The 14,936-nt window shown below is 72.8% G+C and carries 12 protein-coding genes; 9 read left to right on the top strand and 3 right to left on the bottom strand.

What is annotated here, in order from left to right; translation table 11 throughout:
• The first annotated feature begins 17 nt into the window (after positions 1-17).
• Entirely contained in the window at positions 18-419 is a 402-nt protein-coding gene (locus ACZ7BZ_RS00380; RefSeq protein WP_470356374.1) for a nuclear transport factor 2 family protein, read from the top strand.
• Positions 419-1,210 carry an SGNH/GDSL hydrolase family protein gene (locus tag ACZ7BZ_RS00385; RefSeq protein ID WP_470356793.1) on the top strand — a complete coding sequence of 264 codons (792 nt, stop codon included), beginning with the start codon at positions 419-421 and terminating at the stop codon, positions 1,208-1,210. Before ACZ7BZ_RS00380 ends, ACZ7BZ_RS00385 begins: the two co-directional genes overlap by 1 nt.
• Positions 1,211-1,230: 20 nt before the next feature.
• Here ACZ7BZ_RS00385 and ACZ7BZ_RS00390 read toward each other — a convergent pair whose 3' ends face one another.
• Positions 1,231-1,824 (bottom strand): PadR family transcriptional regulator, encoded by a 594-nt coding sequence (locus tag ACZ7BZ_RS00390; RefSeq protein ID WP_380456135.1) that lies wholly within the window; start codon positions 1,822-1,824, stop codon positions 1,231-1,233.
• A gap of 1,068 nt (positions 1,825-2,892) precedes the next feature.
• Here ACZ7BZ_RS00390 and ACZ7BZ_RS00395 point away from each other — a divergent pair.
• Positions 2,893-3,084, top strand: coding sequence for a hypothetical protein (locus ACZ7BZ_RS00395; protein ID WP_470356375.1), 192 nt, complete (start codon positions 2,893-2,895; stop codon positions 3,082-3,084).
• A 265-nt stretch (positions 3,085-3,349) separates the two neighbouring features.
• A complete protein-coding gene (locus ACZ7BZ_RS00400) occupies positions 3,350-4,129 on the top strand; it encodes an SGNH/GDSL hydrolase family protein (protein ID WP_470356376.1) in 780 nt (259 codons plus the stop codon).
• A gap of 143 nt (positions 4,130-4,272) precedes the next feature.
• On the opposite strand, the gene ACZ7BZ_RS00405 is transcribed toward ACZ7BZ_RS00400, so the two are convergent.
• Positions 4,273-6,069 (bottom strand): ABC transporter ATP-binding protein, encoded by a 1,797-nt coding sequence (locus ACZ7BZ_RS00405; protein WP_470356377.1) that lies wholly within the window; start codon positions 6,067-6,069, stop codon positions 4,273-4,275.
• A 211-nt stretch (positions 6,070-6,280) separates the two neighbouring features.
• Between ACZ7BZ_RS00405 and ACZ7BZ_RS00410 the strand changes: the two genes are divergently transcribed.
• Positions 6,281-6,967 carry a response regulator gene (locus ACZ7BZ_RS00410; protein WP_470356378.1) on the top strand — a complete coding sequence of 229 codons (687 nt, stop codon included), beginning with the start codon at positions 6,281-6,283 and terminating at the stop codon, positions 6,965-6,967.
• A 16-nt stretch (positions 6,968-6,983) separates the two neighbouring features.
• Here the strand turns inward: ACZ7BZ_RS00410 and ACZ7BZ_RS00415 are convergent, their stop codons facing one another.
• Positions 6,984-8,318 (bottom strand): cation:proton antiporter, encoded by a 1,335-nt coding sequence (locus tag ACZ7BZ_RS00415; protein ID WP_470356379.1) that lies wholly within the window; start codon positions 8,316-8,318, stop codon positions 6,984-6,986.
• A gap of 614 nt (positions 8,319-8,932) precedes the next feature.
• Between ACZ7BZ_RS00415 and ACZ7BZ_RS00420 the strand changes: the two genes are divergently transcribed.
• The 4 genes from ACZ7BZ_RS00420 to ACZ7BZ_RS00435 all read left to right on the top strand — a co-directional run bounded on the left by ACZ7BZ_RS00420 (position 8,933) and on the right by ACZ7BZ_RS00435 (position 14,489).
• Entirely contained in the window at positions 8,933-10,045 is a 1,113-nt protein-coding gene (locus ACZ7BZ_RS00420; protein ID WP_470356794.1) for a sensor histidine kinase, read from the top strand.
• 714 nt (positions 10,046-10,759) lie between these two features.
• Entirely contained in the window at positions 10,760-12,307 is a 1,548-nt protein-coding gene (locus ACZ7BZ_RS00425; protein ID WP_470356380.1) for an alpha-L-arabinofuranosidase B, read from the top strand.
• Positions 12,308-12,688: 381 nt separating this feature from the next.
• A complete protein-coding gene (locus ACZ7BZ_RS00430; protein ID WP_470356381.1) occupies positions 12,689-13,051 on the top strand; it encodes a hypothetical protein in 363 nt (120 codons plus the stop codon).
• A gap of 262 nt (positions 13,052-13,313) precedes the next feature.
• Positions 13,314-14,489, top strand: a complete 1,176-nt coding sequence (locus ACZ7BZ_RS00435) for a magnesium and cobalt transport protein CorA (RefSeq protein WP_470356382.1) — start codon at positions 13,314-13,316, stop codon at positions 14,487-14,489.
• Positions 14,490-14,936: the final 447 nt, after the last annotated feature.

Genomic DNA, 14,936 nt, shown 5'->3' on the forward strand with positions numbered 1-14,936 from the left:
TGACTATGGAGCCCGTCGTGCACCCCTTTCGCGCAGCCGTCGAAGCCGGCGACCACGATGCCCTCGAGGCCCTTCTGGCCGAGAACGTCGTCTTCACCAGCCCCGTCGTCTTCAAGCCCTATCCGGGCAAGGCCATGACCGCCGCGATCCTGCGCGGTGCCGCACGGGTCTTCGAGGACTTCCACTACGTCCGCGAGATCAACGACGGCGACGGCCGCGACCACGCGTTCGTCTTCAAGGCCACCGTCGACGGCCGTGAGGTGCACGGCTGCGACTTCCTCCACGTCGACGAGGACGGCCTGGTCGACGAGTTGACGGTGATGGTCCGCCCCCTCTCCGGCGCGCAGGCGCTCGCCGCCGCGATGGGCGCGCAGTTCGAGCGGATCACCGCCGAAGCGCAGGGCGCGTCCGCGGCATGATCGCGACCACGGGCTTCCGTCGCTACGTCGCGGTCGGCGACAGCCAGACCGAGGGCCTGGGGGACGGTGACGAGGCGGCCGGATGGCGCGGCTGGGCGGACCGATTGGCGGAGACGATCGCCGGGCACGAACGCGATCTGCTCTACGCCAACCTCGCCGTGCGCGGCCGACTCGCCGGCCAGGTGCGGGCCGAACAGCTCGCCCCTGCCCTCGCACTGCGGCCGGACCTGGTCACCGTGGTCGCAGGGATGAACGACCTGATGCGGCCGGGCTTCGACGCGGGCGGCGTGGTGGCGGAGCTGGACGCGATGTTCGCCGCCTTCACGGCCACAGGGGCGCAGGTGCTCACGTTCACCTTCCCCGACATCGGCCGGATCGCGCCACTGGCCCGCGGACTGCGACCCCGGCTCCTGGACCTCAACGCGCGCATCCGGGCCACGGCCGACCACCGCGGCGTCGTGGTCGTCGACTTCTTCCCGCACGAGGTGACGACCGATCCGCGCATGTGGAGCTCGGACCGGCTGCACGCCAGCCCGCTCGGCCACGCCGGGATCGCCGCCGCGGCGGCCGAAGCGCTCGCGCTGCCCGGCAGCGACGGTGGGTGGACCGAGCCGCTGCCACCGCTCCCGGCAGCGGGGCTCCACCGGCGAGCCGCCCAGGAGGCCGCCTGGATCGGCACCTTCCTCGGACCGTGGCTGATGCGCCGCCTGCGCGGGCGCTCCTCCGGCGACGGACGTGTCGCGAAGCGCCCGGATCTGCGGCCGGTCGGGGCTCCCCGCCCGGCGCACTGAGCGGCCGCCCGCGAAGACCGTCAGACCGGGCCCTGCGCCGGCCCCCGTGCGGGGGCCGGCGCGGCGGCCCGCCGGTCCAGAACGGCGAGCACCTGCTCGCACCAGCGCTGGTTCTCGCGCTCGAACGACAGTCCGCGCATCAGGGTCAGATACGGCCCGATCCGTTCGGCCGTGGCGAGGTACTCGTCCTCGAAACGCCCGTCCAGCAGCCGCGCCCGCAGGCGCTCGTAGCGGGCCACCTTGGCCTGCGCCCACACCAGCCGTTCGAGCAGCGCCGCGCGAACGGCGTCCGGGTCGCCCGCGTCCACGGCCTGCACCTGGACGAGCAGCTCGTCCCGGACCGCGGACGGTCGCGGTGGCGAGGCCGTGAACGACCGCAGCGCGGCGCGGCCCGCCTCGGTGAGCGAGAACAGCCGCTTGTTCGGCCGCCGCTCCTGCTCGACGACCCGGGCGCTGACCAGTCCCTCCGCCTTCATCCGGTCCAGCTCCCGGTAGAGCTGCTGCGGTGTGGCCATCCAGAAGTTCGCCGCCGACGCGTCGAACGCCTTCGTCAGGTCGTAACCGGACGCCTCGCCCTCCAGGAGGGTCGACATGATCGCGTTGCGCAGAGCCATGCCGCCAGCCTAGCGAGCGCCCGGTGCGCCGGCGACCGATGCGACTAATCAACAACGCACCTAGCTCTTGGGGTCCCGGCATGCTCCTGCAGCGGGAACCGGACGGGCGCACAGCCCGATGGGTCGCGCAGAGCGGCTTCCTGTCAGCGGCCGATGTCGGCAACGGCTGAATCCCACCCGTTGCCGACACAAGCCAACCGCGGCGCTGCGGTGTTCACCTGTCCCGTCCCGGCGCTGCGACCACAGCGAATCGGAGCCGTCCGCAGGTGCCCCGATCCGCGGCGGTCGGTTCGGGGGTGGCGTCAGGCTGCTCGGCCTGGCTGCCAGGGGCACGCCGTTGCCTCCGTCCGGGCGCCGGAGCCCTCACTCGTCGTAGTGGCCGTCGTCGCTGAACGCCCCGCCGAGCAGGGCGCCGCCCACCAGGCCGGCGGCGCCCGCGCCGAGCATCGCGCCGGTGCCGAAGCGGCGGCGTCCCTCCGGCCGTTCCTGTCCGGGGGCCTGGGGATGGCCCTGCTGCGGGTGGGGCGTCCTGGTGGTAGGCCTGCCGCGGGTAGCCCGGCTGTACCGGCTGCGGGTACCCGCCGGTCTGCGGCGGGGTGTAGAACGGCGGCGGGGTGGTGCTGATGCGGTGGGCGCAGCCGCCGCAGGTGTGGATCTGGCGGGGAACGCCCCACAGCGGGGAACACAGGGCGGTGGTGGTGCCGGCGCCGTGCGAGGGGTCGAAGAAGCAGGTCATGAGTGAACTCCCCGGTGTTTCCTTGGTGAGGAGGGTGGCCGTGGCAGGGACGGCCGGCACCGGCACCGGCACCGGCAGTGGTGCTGGCGCCGGTGGTGGTGCGGAGGGCTGCAGCACGTCCACGCCGAAGTCGGCGGCGATTCCGGCCAGCCCGGAGGCGTAGCCCTGGCCGACGGCGCGGAACTTCCAATCCCCGGTAGGACCGACCGCCGCGCGGCGCGCCGTCGCCGGCGTGGCCGGGTGGCGGATCTAGCCTTCACCGAGTTGACCGCAGACCAGGAATCGTGAGGACCTGACCACGTGGCGAACCACTCGGCGCCGCCGACGCCCTGGTGATCGGTGAGACCGTCGTCCCCGGCGCGGCCGGCGTGCTGTGGCTCGGCGACGCCTCCCGCAGCGGGCTGGGCTGGCTCGCCGTCGGCGGGTTCGTCATCGCCGTCGCCGCGGCCGTGGCGGTGGCCCACTTCGGCCAGGAGGAGGAGACCGCCGCGGGGGTCTCCGACCGTGAGCCCGTGGGGGTCTGACTTCACGTCGGGGAGGTCGGCCGCACCTGGCCGGGTGCGGCCGGTACCTCACGGGCCAGCCGACTGTCCGGCTTCGTGCGCGGCCTGCCGCAGGTCAGCCGCAGTACCCGGATCCGGTCCATGACCGCCTCGAACCGGGTGCGGCCGGCGCACTGCCCGGGGGTGATGACCAGCGGGAGGGCCCCGGTAGCGGCGGCCAGGGCGGGGCACGGCGAGGCGGTCTCTCGACTGGCGAAAACCCTTCAGTTCATGAAATATAGATGCCATGAACCAAATGGAGCCGGCCGACATCCGCTCGTTCGTCGCCCTCGGGGACAGCTTCACCGAAGGGATGAACGACCCCGGCACCGACGGAGCCTTCCTGGGCTGGGCCGACCGCCTGGCCTCGATGCTCGCCGAGGGCCGCCCGGAGGGGGAGTTCCGGTACGCCAACCTCGCGGTGCGCGGGCGGCTGCTCGACCGCATCGTGGCGGAGCAGGTACCGCAGGTGAGCCGGATCCGCCCCGACCTGGTCACCCTCTGTGCCGGCGGCAACGACATCCTGCGCCCCGGCAGCGACCCGGACGAGGTGGCCCGACGCTTCGAGGCCGCCGTCACGCAGCTCACCGGGGCAGCCGGGACCGTGGTGCTCTTCACCGGCTTCGACACCCGCGGCATGACCCTGCTCAAGCATCTGCGCGGGAAGATCGCCACTTACAACGGCCACCTGCGCGCGATCGCGGACCGCCACTGCTGCACGGTCGTGGACCTGTGGTCGCTCGGTTCGGTGCAGGACCCGCGAGCATGGAGCGGGGACCGCCTGCACCTGTCCCCCGAGGGCCACCAGCGAGTGGCCCTGCTCGCCGCCCGCACCCTGGGACTCCCCACGGCGCAGGACCCGCAAGCCCCCTGGCCCGCCCAGCCGCCCCGCTCCACCGCGGCGCACTACCGGGAGGACCTCCACTGGGCTCGCACGTACCTGGCGCCCTGGGTCGGCCGCCGCCTGCGCGGCGAGACCTCCGGCGACCACCTCGCCCCCAAGCGCCCCGAGCCGACCCCGGTCTGACACTGGCACCGGCACGCCGTCCAGAGCTGGGCGGCAGCGGTGAGCCGTGGCTGGTCACCCTGTTCGCGGCGGAGACGGTGCCCGGCGCCGGACCGCGCGGCGCCGGCTTCGGCACCGCGCGGCCGGGTGTACGGCCTGTCGGGTCAGCGGGCCGGGGTCAGCAGTTGGGTGGTGGCCAACTCGGCGTAGAGCTCGTCCCGCTCGACGAGTTCCGCGTGGGTGCCGACGGCCCGGACGCGGCCCGCGTCCATCACCACGATCCGGTCGGCGCCGGTCACGGTGGACAGGCGGTGGGCCACCACCAGGACGGTGGTCTCCCGGGCCGCCTGCGCCACGATGTCCCGCACCGCGAGTTCGTTGACGGCGTCGAGCTGTGAGGTGGCCTCGTCGAGGAGCAGCAGCCGGGGCTTGCGCAGCAGTGCGCGGGCGATGGCGACGCGTTGCCGCTCGCCGCCGGAGAGCTTGGACCCGCGGTGGCCGACCAGGGTGTCCAGGCCGTCGGGCAGGCGGGCGACGAGAGTGTCGAGCCTGGTGCGGGTCAGGACGTCGACCAGGTCCTGGTCCGAGGCGTCTGGTGCGGCGAAGAGCAGGTTCTCGCGGAGTGTGCCGGCCAGGACCGGGGCGTCCTGCTCGACGTAGCCGATGGAGTCCCGCAGACGGGGCAGCGACCAGTCCCGGACGTCCTCGCCGTCCACCAGCACTCGTCCGCCGGTCACTTCGTGGAAGCGTTCGAGCAGGGCGAAGACGGTCGACTTGCCCGCGCCGGACGGGCCGACGAAGGCGGTCATCCCGCCGGCCGGCACGTCGAAGGTCACCTCGTGATGGATGTCGGGCAGCGCTGGGCCGTAGCGGAAGGACACCTGCTCGAAGCGGATCGATGCCGGGCCCGCGCCGGCGCCGTCCTCCGTGCGGGCGGGCAGGGTGAGCCGGCGCAGTTCCCGTTGTTCGGTGGCGAGCTGCTGTGCCTGGGTGATCCGGGAGATCGCGGCCGCGCCCTCCTGGTACTGGGAGGCGGCGTCGACCAGCCGGGAGACCGGTTCGATCAGGTAGAAGACGTACAGCAGGAAGGCGATCAGCGTGGAGACCGGGATCTGCCCGGAGGCCACGCGGGCCCCGCCGACGGCGAGCACCGCGAGGAACGCGAGCTCGACGGCGAGGACGTCCGCGGACTTCGCGAGTGCCTCCCACTTGGCGCTGCGCACGCCGTGCTGCCAGGCCCGCTGGGCGGCGGCCGTCACCCGGGCGGTCTCCCGTTCCTCGGCGCCGGACGCCTTCACCGTGCGGTAGGCCCCGAAGGTGCGTTCCAGTTCGGTGGAGATCTCGCCGACCGCCTCCTGCGAGCGTTCGGTGGCCTCGGAGATCTTCGGCATCACCAGGGCGACGGCCCCGCCGACCAGGGCCACGACGCCGAGCGTCACGCCCAGCAGGACGGGGTCCAGGACGGCCATCAGCACGACGGCCGCGACCAGGGTGACCACGCCGGTGGCGCCGGAGACCAGCTCCCGGGTGGTGACGGCGCGCAGCAGCGTGGTGTCGGAGGTCACGCGGGACATCAGGTCCCCCGGCGGGATCCGGTCCACCTCCGAGATCCGCAGCCGCAGCAGCCGTCCGATCAGGCTTCGTCGGGCGGCCAGCACGACGGACTCGGCGGTGCGCTCCAGCACGTATCCGCTGAGCGCCTCGAACACCGTGCCGAGCAGTACGAGCGCGGTGAGGGACAGCACGATCGCGATGATGGTCTGACCGGACGAGAGCCGGTCCACCAGCGCCTTGGTGGCCAGCGGCTGCAGCAGGCCGCCGGCCGATCCGACCAGTGCACACAGCAGGCCGAGCGCGACCGTCCACCGGTGCGGCCGGACATAGCCGTACAGCGCCTTGAACGTCGCCCGCGCGGACAGCGACGGAGTGTCCGCGCTCGTCGGGTCGGATGCGGTGTTCACAGGATTCCTCTCAGCTGGTGGCGTACGGGTCCAGCGTGACGGCGCGCGGCGCTGCGCCCCATCCGGTGACCGTCCGGATCACCCCCGCCTTTCGGCCGGTACCTCCCCGCCGGGTGGCGCGTGGCCGCACCGGTGCCCCGTGTGCGCCGGTGCCGGCCGGACAAGGGATCATTGGGCGGTACGGCAGAGGTCCTGCGGCGGCGGAGGATATGTGATCCGGGTAGTGGTGGTGGACGACGAGGCGCTGATCAGGTCGGGGTTCGGAATGATCCTCAGTGCGGCGGGGGACATCGAGGTGGTGGCGACCTGCGTCGGGGGGCAGGCGGTCGCCACCGTGCGGGAGCACCGTCCGGACGTCGTCCTGCTCGACATCCGGATGCCGGACGTGGACGGGCTGAGCGTGCTTCGGGAACTGGTCCTCCTGCCGTCGCCGCCGGTGGTGGCGATGCTGACCACCTTCGACGCGGACGAGTACATCCTGACCGCGCTGAACTCCGGGGCGGCCGGGTTCCTGCTCAAGGACACCGAGCCCGAGCACCTCGCCCCGCAGGTGCGCACCCTCGCGGCAGGCGGGGTCGTCCTGTCGCCCAAGGCCTCGCGGAGCCTGCTGCGCGGCCATCCCGGCAGTGGTCCGGCCGTGGTCGACGAGGAGGCCGGGCGGGTCGACCGGCTCAGCGACCGGGAGCGGGAGGTGCTGGTGCTGCTCGCCGAGGGGCTGTCGAACGCCGACATCGGCGTACGCCTCCACCTGGGGACGGGAACGGTGAAGGACCACGTCAGCGCGATCCTCACCAAGCTCAGGGTCGGTGGGCGGGTGCAGGCCGCGCTGCTCGCCCAGCGCGCGGGCCTGCTGGCCGACGTCCCGAACGGGACGGGCACCACGCCGCGGCGCCTGTGAGGTGAGGCATCGAGGCTCACTCGCGCCGTGCGCCGGCCGAGGAGCGAGGAGCCTCGTCCCTCCCGCCGCCCCGGACATCACCGACCTCTTCGGCCTTCCCGGCGTCCACCGCCGTCTCCGGACGGGGCCGGGCTCGGCCGCGCAGCGCGCGGGCGATGGCCAGCGACCCACCGCCGTGCAGCAGGATGCTGCCGAGGACGACGACGACCATGGCGTCGAGTGCGCTGTTGGCCGCCGGCCCGTCCGGGAGGGCGTTGAAGGCGAGCAGCCCGAACACGATCGAGGTGGTGCCGCGCGGCCCGAGCGCGCCGACCATCAGCCGCTCGGCCCGGCTGAACCGGGAACCGAGCAAGGACAGCAGGACCGGCACGATCCGCAGCACGGTGAGCGCGGCCGCGCACAGCACCAGCACGGGCCAGTCCAGGCCGAGGCTGAACGTCAGTACCGCCGCGTTGCCGAAGAAGAACCACATGACCATGGTCATCATGGCGTTGGTGTCCTCGATCAGCTGGAAGTCCGAGCCGGCCGGCACCGCGGCGCCATGGCGTTCCGGCGCCCGCCGGACGTACCGGAAGGCGACGCCGGCCACGAACGAGGCGACGAAGCCGTTGCCGTGCACCGCGGTGGTCAAGGTGTAGGCCAGCAGCGGGATGATCAGCACCAGGATCCGGCGGGACTGGTCGGTCATCCAGTGCGCGCGCTGGGCTCGGTTCATCAGCCAGGCCAGCAGCGCACCCACCAGCGCGCCGACCACCAGCGCCTTGACCGCGAACGGCACGGTCGTGCCCAGCGCCCCCAGCGGCGTGCGCTTCTCGGCCGTCGACCCGGCCAGCACCAGCGCGAACAGGAACAGCGGCGACACGATGCCGTCGTTGTAGCCGCTCTCCACGTTGAGCACGCTGCGCACCCGGGCCGGGATGCGCCGGTCGCGGACCAGGATCTCGGCGGGTGCGAAGTCGGTCGGGATGATGACGCAGGCGATCAGCAGCAACGCCGCGACCGACAGGTCCGGCAGCAGCAGCCCGCCGAGCAGGACCGTCGCACCGAGACTCAACGGCAGGGCGACCAGCAGCACCCGGGCGGCCGAGCCCGGATCGCGGCCGAACAGCCGCCCGCCCCGCAGCTCGGTGGCGTCCACGAACAGCAGCACGGCCAGGATGATCTCAGCCACCCGCTGGGCGATCACGGAGTTCATGGCGGCGGCGATCTCACTGTGTGTGAACAGGCCGGTGACCACACCCGCGAGCACCAGCACGAGCGGCGCGCGCACGTGCCGGCGTTCGAGCCGCCCGGCGACGAGCGACCAGCCGGCCACCACGGCGGTGATCACGATCAGGACAGGAATCAACAAGGCAACTTCCGCTTCCGAACGACGACGGGGGTGGACACCTCCGTCGTCGGCTCATTGCTCGCCGGAGGAGTCCGTCGGTCCTGACTACATGCCTGGCAGCGCCCGAGCATGCAGGTGCCCCGGTCCGCCGGCCAGTGTCGCAGCGGACGGTCCCCATCCCACCTCGAAGGCCGTACGCAGTCACCCCGCCGACCGCCGGGAACACCCCCGCCGACCGGGCGGAACGCCTGTGACGCCGGAAGGCCCGCCACCTCGACGGGCCTGCGTGACCGGGCGCCCTCTGCCGACTGGATGTGAACACCCCGCCGGGTGGCCGGAGCTGTCGGTCGGCCACCGCCCCGACGACACCGAAGCCTTAGGGTCGGCTCCGACGGAAACACCTGCCGGAGCGGGTCGCGCACCGGCTCAGCCCGGCCGCACCCTGTGACGGCCCACCCCGGTCGCCCCCGGGGCGCCGCCCACGACCCGGGGCCGGGGCGGCCGGGACGGAACAGAGCGAAGGCGAGGCGGCACGGATGAGAACGAAGGCGGTGACGGAGCGGGAGGCTGCGGTGAGTCGCACGGCGGTCGACGGGAACCAGCCGCAGACGCCGGGGACGGGCCGAGCCCGCGCACTGTGGGCACGGGTGCCGGCGCCCGTCGTGGACGGCGCCCTGGTCCTGGCAGCGAGCATCGACGCCTGGCTGAACCTCACGGAGGGCCCGGGGGCATTCGATCTGGCCGTGGCCGCCGTCGCCTGCGCCGCGCTGGCACTGCGCCGCAGGTACCCCCTCGGTGTGCTGCTGCTCACCCTGCCGATCGCCTTCACCCAGGACGACATCGCCCTCGCACCGATCGTGGCGCTGTTCACCCTCGCCGAACGCTCCCGCAACCGCCGGCTGCTCGCGTTCTGCGCCCTCGGTACCGCCTTCGCCAGTATCGTCCCGTGGTCCCTCGGCGGCCCGTTCGAGGTCAGCCGGACCTTCACCCTGGTCACGTTCGTGTACAGCCTCGCCACCGCGGCTGCCGCCGTGCTGTTCGGGCAACTCCTCCAGACCCGCAGGGACCTGGAGCGGCAGATGGCCGAGACCGAGGAGGCCAGGGAGCACGAGCGGATCCTGCACGCCCAGACCGTGCTCGCCCGCGAACGCGCTCAACTGGCCCGCGAGATGCACGACGTGGTCTCCCACCAGGTCAGCCTGATCGCCGTGCGCGCCGGGGCGCTCCAGGTGTCCACCCGGGACGAGGACGCCAAGGACGCCGCCCGCACCATCCGCTCCCTGAGCGTCACCACGCTGGACGAGCTGCGCACCATGGTCAGGCTGCTGCGCGCCTCCGGCGGCCGAGACACCGAACTGACCCCGCAGCCCACCCTGGCCGACCTGCACCGGCTCGTGGACTCCGGCGGCATCGAGACCCGCCTGACCGGAGGACTGCCGCCCGACCTCGGCGCCTCCGCCCAGCGGGCCGTGTACCGGACGGTCCAGGAGGCGCTCACCAACGCCCGCAAGCACGCCCCGGGTGCCACCGCGACCGTCGAACTCTGGCAGGACGGGGCCGACGTCGGGGTGACCGTCACCAACAGCGCGCCCGCTCGTCCTTCCCTGGCTCTGCCGGGCTCCCAGCAGGGCCTGATCGGTCTGCGCGAACGCGCCGAGATCCTGCACGGCACCCTCGAAGCCGGCCCCACCCACGGGGGTGGCTACCGGGTCAGCCTGCGCATCCCCCTCACCGCCAACGGCGACTGAGGGGCAGGCCGCACCTCTGCCCGCGCCGCTCCTGGCCGCACGGGGCAGGGTCGTGTGCGGCTCAGGCCGTCTTCGGGACCAGACGCAGACTCTTGCCGTCGATGAACCGCTTCGGCGCCCGCACTCCTCTTGCGGGTTCCCGGAGGAGGTCGATGGTGATGGCGAGCTGCCGGACTTCGACAGGTCCGGTTTGCCACGAGGCTGCCGAGAACGCCGTCAGGGCGACCGTCGTGGCTGAACCTCAGGACCCGACGCCGCGCGGGCGTCGGCCGACTGGCGCTTGACCGGCACGGCATGACCGCCCTCGCCTGACCTCGCACGTGTGAGCCCTGCCGGGGAGGGGCCCGGCCAGCACATGATGACGCGCGTAGAGTGATGTCTGCCAAGCTTAAGTCCCTTGATTCTTCTGGCCGTTGATCGCTTCGCCGCCCTTGGTCGGCCCGGCGGGCAGGGCCCCGGCTCGGCCCCTGGCCGAGTCGGATGCGTGTGAGCGGGCATTCGGCGGGCCGCCCGCTCCGGTGGCCGGGGTACTCGCGGTGAGTGCTGACAGTCCGATCTCTTGACGGTGCCCCGGCGCCTGGGAATAGTGATGGCCGGCGCAGCACGGTGGCGGTGCCCTCGACGCTATGCGTGCAGCCTTTGCGATGCCTGATTGTTAGCGCTAACAGACTGGGACGCCCTCTTCCTTCCCCCACCCCGTGAAGGAGTCCGTTCATGACCACACGATCGTGGCTGCGCCGTGCCCGGCGGGCGCTGTCGGCAGCGGGCGCGACCGCCCTGCTCGTCGCCGGCCTGCTCACCGGCACGGCCACCGCTCAGGCCGCGGCCGAGGGGCCGTGCGACGTCTACGCCGGCGGCGGAACGCCGTGCGTCGCGGCGCACAGCACCACGCGCGCGCTGTTCGCCTCCTACAACGGCCCGTTGTACCAGGTGCGGCGGGCCTCGGACAGCACGTTGCAGGACGTCAGGGTGCTGTCCGCCGGGGGCGTTGCCGACGGCCCGGCGCAGGACTCCTTCTGCGCGGGCACCACCTGCACCATCACCCGCGTCTACGACCAGACCGGTGGCGGCAACACCCTGGTCTACCAGGGACCCGGCGGGACCGGCGGCGCCGACACTGCGGCCACCGCGAACACGGAGGCGCTGAGCGTCGGCGGCCGGAAGGCATACGCGCTCCACATCGACCCCGGCAACAGCTACTTCGCCCACAACTCCACGGGGGGCGTGCCGACCGGCAGTTCACCCGAGGGCGAGTACATGGTCACCAGCGGAACCCACGTCAACAACGGCTGCTGCTTCGACTACGGCAACACGGAGATCGACCACAAGGCCGACGGCAACGGCGCCATGGACGCGATCAACTTCGGCACGGAATGCTGGTTCGGCGGCTGCACCGGAACCGGACCGTGGGTGCAGGCGGACCTGGAGAACGGACTGTTCTCCGGCGGCGGCAAGACGTGGAACCCCCACCAGGTCCCGCAGACCAGCCGCTTCGTCACCGCCATGCTCAAGAACGACGGCACCGCCCGGATGGCACTCAAGGGAGCCGACGCCCGGTCCGGGAGCCTGACCCAGCTCTACAGCGGTTCGCTGCCCAGTGGATGGAGCCCGATGCACAAGCAGGGCGCCGTCATCCTCGGCAGCGGCGGCGACTGCTGCCAGACCAACCGCAACGCGAGCGCGGGCACCTTCTACGAGGGCGCCATCGTCAAGGGCTACCCCTCGGACGCCACCGACGCCGCGGTCCAGGCCAACATCGCCGCGGCCGGCTACAGTGCCACCACCCCCTTCACCCCCGGCGCGGAGGTGTCGCTCCAGGCCACCACCTCCTGCTGCACCGGCGGCTACCTGCAGCACGACACGACCGACGACAAGGTGGTGATCGCGCCGGTGCCGTCCGGCAGCTCCGCCGCGGACAAGGGCAACGCGACCTGGATCGTCCGGGCCGGCCTGGCGGACAGCGGCTGCGTCTCCTTCGAGTCGGCCGACACACCCGGCAGCTACCTCAGGCACTACGCGTTCCAGCTGCACCTCCAGCCCGATGCCGGCACCAGCCAGTTCGCCGCCGACGCCACCTTCTGCGTCCAGCCCGGAAACGGCGGCACCGGCTACTCCCTCCGGTCCTTCAACTACCCGGCCGACTACGTCCGCCATTACCGCCTCGCCGGCTACCTCGCGAGCGACGGCGGTGCCAACGCCTGGGACAACCCGTCGTCGTGGGCCCAGGACACCACCTGGTCCGCGGCTGCTTCCTGGAGCTGACCAGCAGCCCCGGGCCGGGCCCCGCTGGGCCCCGCGCCCAAGGGGGCCGAAGCCGCACCGGCCCGGCGGCGTCATGGCAACCCGAGGCGATCAAGTGCGGCGTGCCGCCGAATCCGGCTGGCCGCGGCCAGCCGACCCTGCCGGGCCGGTGGCGCTTCCGGCCGAGCAGAGGGGGCGTACCGGCCGGGTGGCGGGGCTGCTCCGGCCGGGTGGCGGGGCTGCTCCGGCCGGGTGCCGGGTGCCGGCCGGAGCAGTCGGCCCGGCACGCTGCAACGGTCCACGGGGTCCCCGCCGCCGGTGCCCGTCAGACGGTCGGCCCGACCCGCGGCCGCCCCGGCCGCTGCCACCCTCAGCACCAAGGAACCATCAGGGACTTCTGTCATGACCTGCTTCTTCGACCCCTCGCACGGCACCGGCACCACAGCCGTCCTGTGGTCCCCGCAGTGGGGTGTTCCCCGCCAGGTCCAGACCTGCGGCGGCTGCGCCCATCGCGTCCAGACCACTCCGCCGCCGTACTACACGCCGGCGCAGAGCAACGGGTACGCATCGGCGGCGGGGTACCCGCAGCCGGTCCAGCACGGCTACCCGCAGCAGGGCTACGCGCAGGATGCCGGGCAGGACCGGCCAGAGGGTGGCGGTCGCCGGTTCGGCACCGGCGCGCTCCTGGGCGCGGGCGCGGCGGGCCTGGTGGGCGGGGCCCTGCTCGGCGGGGCGTTCAGCGACGACGGTCACTACGACGAGTGACTGCTTCCGCGCGGGCCGAGGCGGCGCAGTGCCGGCTCGGCTTACCGGCTTACCGGCTCACCGGCCCGCCGGCCACCGGATGGGCGGTTCCGCCTCGGGCGGCCACCTGCTGGTCGCCGTCGGCCCTCGGCACCGTCAAGACCTCCGGACCGCGCGGCCAGCCGGCACACCACCCCCTCCCGCACCACCCCCTTCCGCACCGCCGCCTCCCGGAGGCGGCGCGGGCAGCGGCGGCGGATACTCTCCCGTGGAGGTTTCTTCCATGTCCGACTGGCGTGCCCGCGCGACCCGGGCGAGCAGGCGTCCGTTCACCCGACCGACCGACCCGACCGGCCACGACACCCCCCACCCGGCGCCCGAGCACTCGATGGACCCCCGGCCCGACCATCACGACGAGCCGTCGGCGATCCCGCTCGAACGCTCGGTGGTCGATGCCGCGGTCTACCGGGACGGCCACCGCACCGGGACGCCGTCCAGCCTTACGGAGGTCTACCGGCAGCTGCCCGGCAAACCCGGCACCATGACCTGGATCGGTCTCTACCGTCCGGCCGAGGCCCAGCTGCTGGAAGCCGCCGAGCGGTTCGACCTGCACCAGCTCGCCGTCGAGGACGCCATCGTCGCCCACCAGCGCCCGAAGCTGGAGCGCTACGGCGACACGCTGTTCGTCGTACTGCGCGCCGCCCGCTACCTGGACGATGTCGAGGAGGTCGACTTCGGCGAGATCCACCTGTTCGTCGGCCCCGACTTCGTCCTCACGGTGCGTCACTCGCAGGCTCCCGACCTCTCAGCGGTCCGCCGGCGTCTGGAGGCCGACCCGGACCTGCTCGCGCTCGGCCCGGAGGCGGTGCTCTACGCGGTCCTGGACGCCGTCGTCGACGGTTACGCACCTGTCATCGCGGGCCTGCAGCACGACATCGACGAGATCGAGACCGAGGTCTTCGGCGGCGACCCGCAGGTCTCCCGCCGCATCTACGAGCTCTCCCGCGAGGTCATCGAATTCCAGCGTGCCACCCGCCCCCTCCTCGACATCATGCGGAGCCTGGAGGCGGGCTTCGAGAAGTACGGGACCGACGAGGAGCTCCAGCGCTACCTGCGCGACGTCGCGGACCACGCCACCTACGCGGCCGAGCGGGTCGACGGGTTCCGCCAGATGCTGCAGAACATCCTCACGGTCAACGCCACCCTGGTCTCGCAGCGGCAGAACGAGGAGATGAAGCAGCTCGCCGAGGCGGGCCACGCCCAGAACGACGAGATCAAGAAGATCTCGTCCTGGGCGGCCATCCTCTTCGCCCCCACCCTGATCGGCACCGTCTACGGCATGAATTTCCAGACCATGCCCGAGCTCAAGTGGGCCTTCGGCTACCCGTTCGCGATCGGCCTGATGGCGCTGGTCTGCACCGGTCTGTACCTGGCCTTCAAGCGCCGTGACTGGCTGTAGCAGGCCCTCGTGGGGATCCGCCTGAACAGCCGACGGACGACCGCCCTGCCGGACGGACCGACCGTGCCGTGGCGACGCAGAGATCCCGGTCAGGCCGGCCGACTCCCGCGGCCCCGTCTGCGCCCTTGACGGCGCCGCACGCCCGTTTCCGTCCTCCGGGGGTGCGGCGAGCGTGACACCGCACCCCGCTGAGCGGCGGGGGCACGCGGCCGACCGGCTGGCGGAGTCCGGACTCCTGCCGGATACCGTCGGCCCGCCCGGCTGCCGATGCTGGGTGCATGTCCTTCCCCACCGTGCCCGACGGCATGCCGTGCGTCGCCGGTGTCAGCGGATCGTCCTCACCGCTCTGCTCGCCGCCACTGCCCTGCCGCCGTTCCCGACGACCTCTCTGGAGCATTCAACCGTGACCACGCACCGCACAGCGCCGCCCGTATCCGGCCGGTGGGA

The organism is Kitasatospora sp. NPDC036934 (genome assembly GCF_055608425.1).

Bases quoted from the DNA above. Each gene is read 5' to 3' on its own strand.
- ACZ7BZ_RS00390 (WP_380456135.1), bottom strand. From the start codon at position 1,824: ATGGCTCTGCGCAACGCGATCATGTCGACCCTCCTGGAGGGCGAGGCG.
- ACZ7BZ_RS00400 (WP_470356376.1), top strand. From the start codon at position 3,350: ATGAACCAAATGGAGCCGGCCGACATCCGCTCGTTCGTCGCCCTCGGG.
- ACZ7BZ_RS00425 (WP_470356380.1), top strand. From the start codon at position 10,760: ATGACCACACGATCGTGGCTGCGCCGTGCCCGGCGGGCGCTGTCGGCA.
- ACZ7BZ_RS00430 (WP_470356381.1), top strand. From the start codon at position 12,689: ATGACCTGCTTCTTCGACCCCTCGCACGGCACCGGCACCACAGCCGTC.
- ACZ7BZ_RS00435 (WP_470356382.1), top strand. From the start codon at position 13,314: ATGTCCGACTGGCGTGCCCGCGCGACCCGGGCGAGCAGGCGTCCGTTC.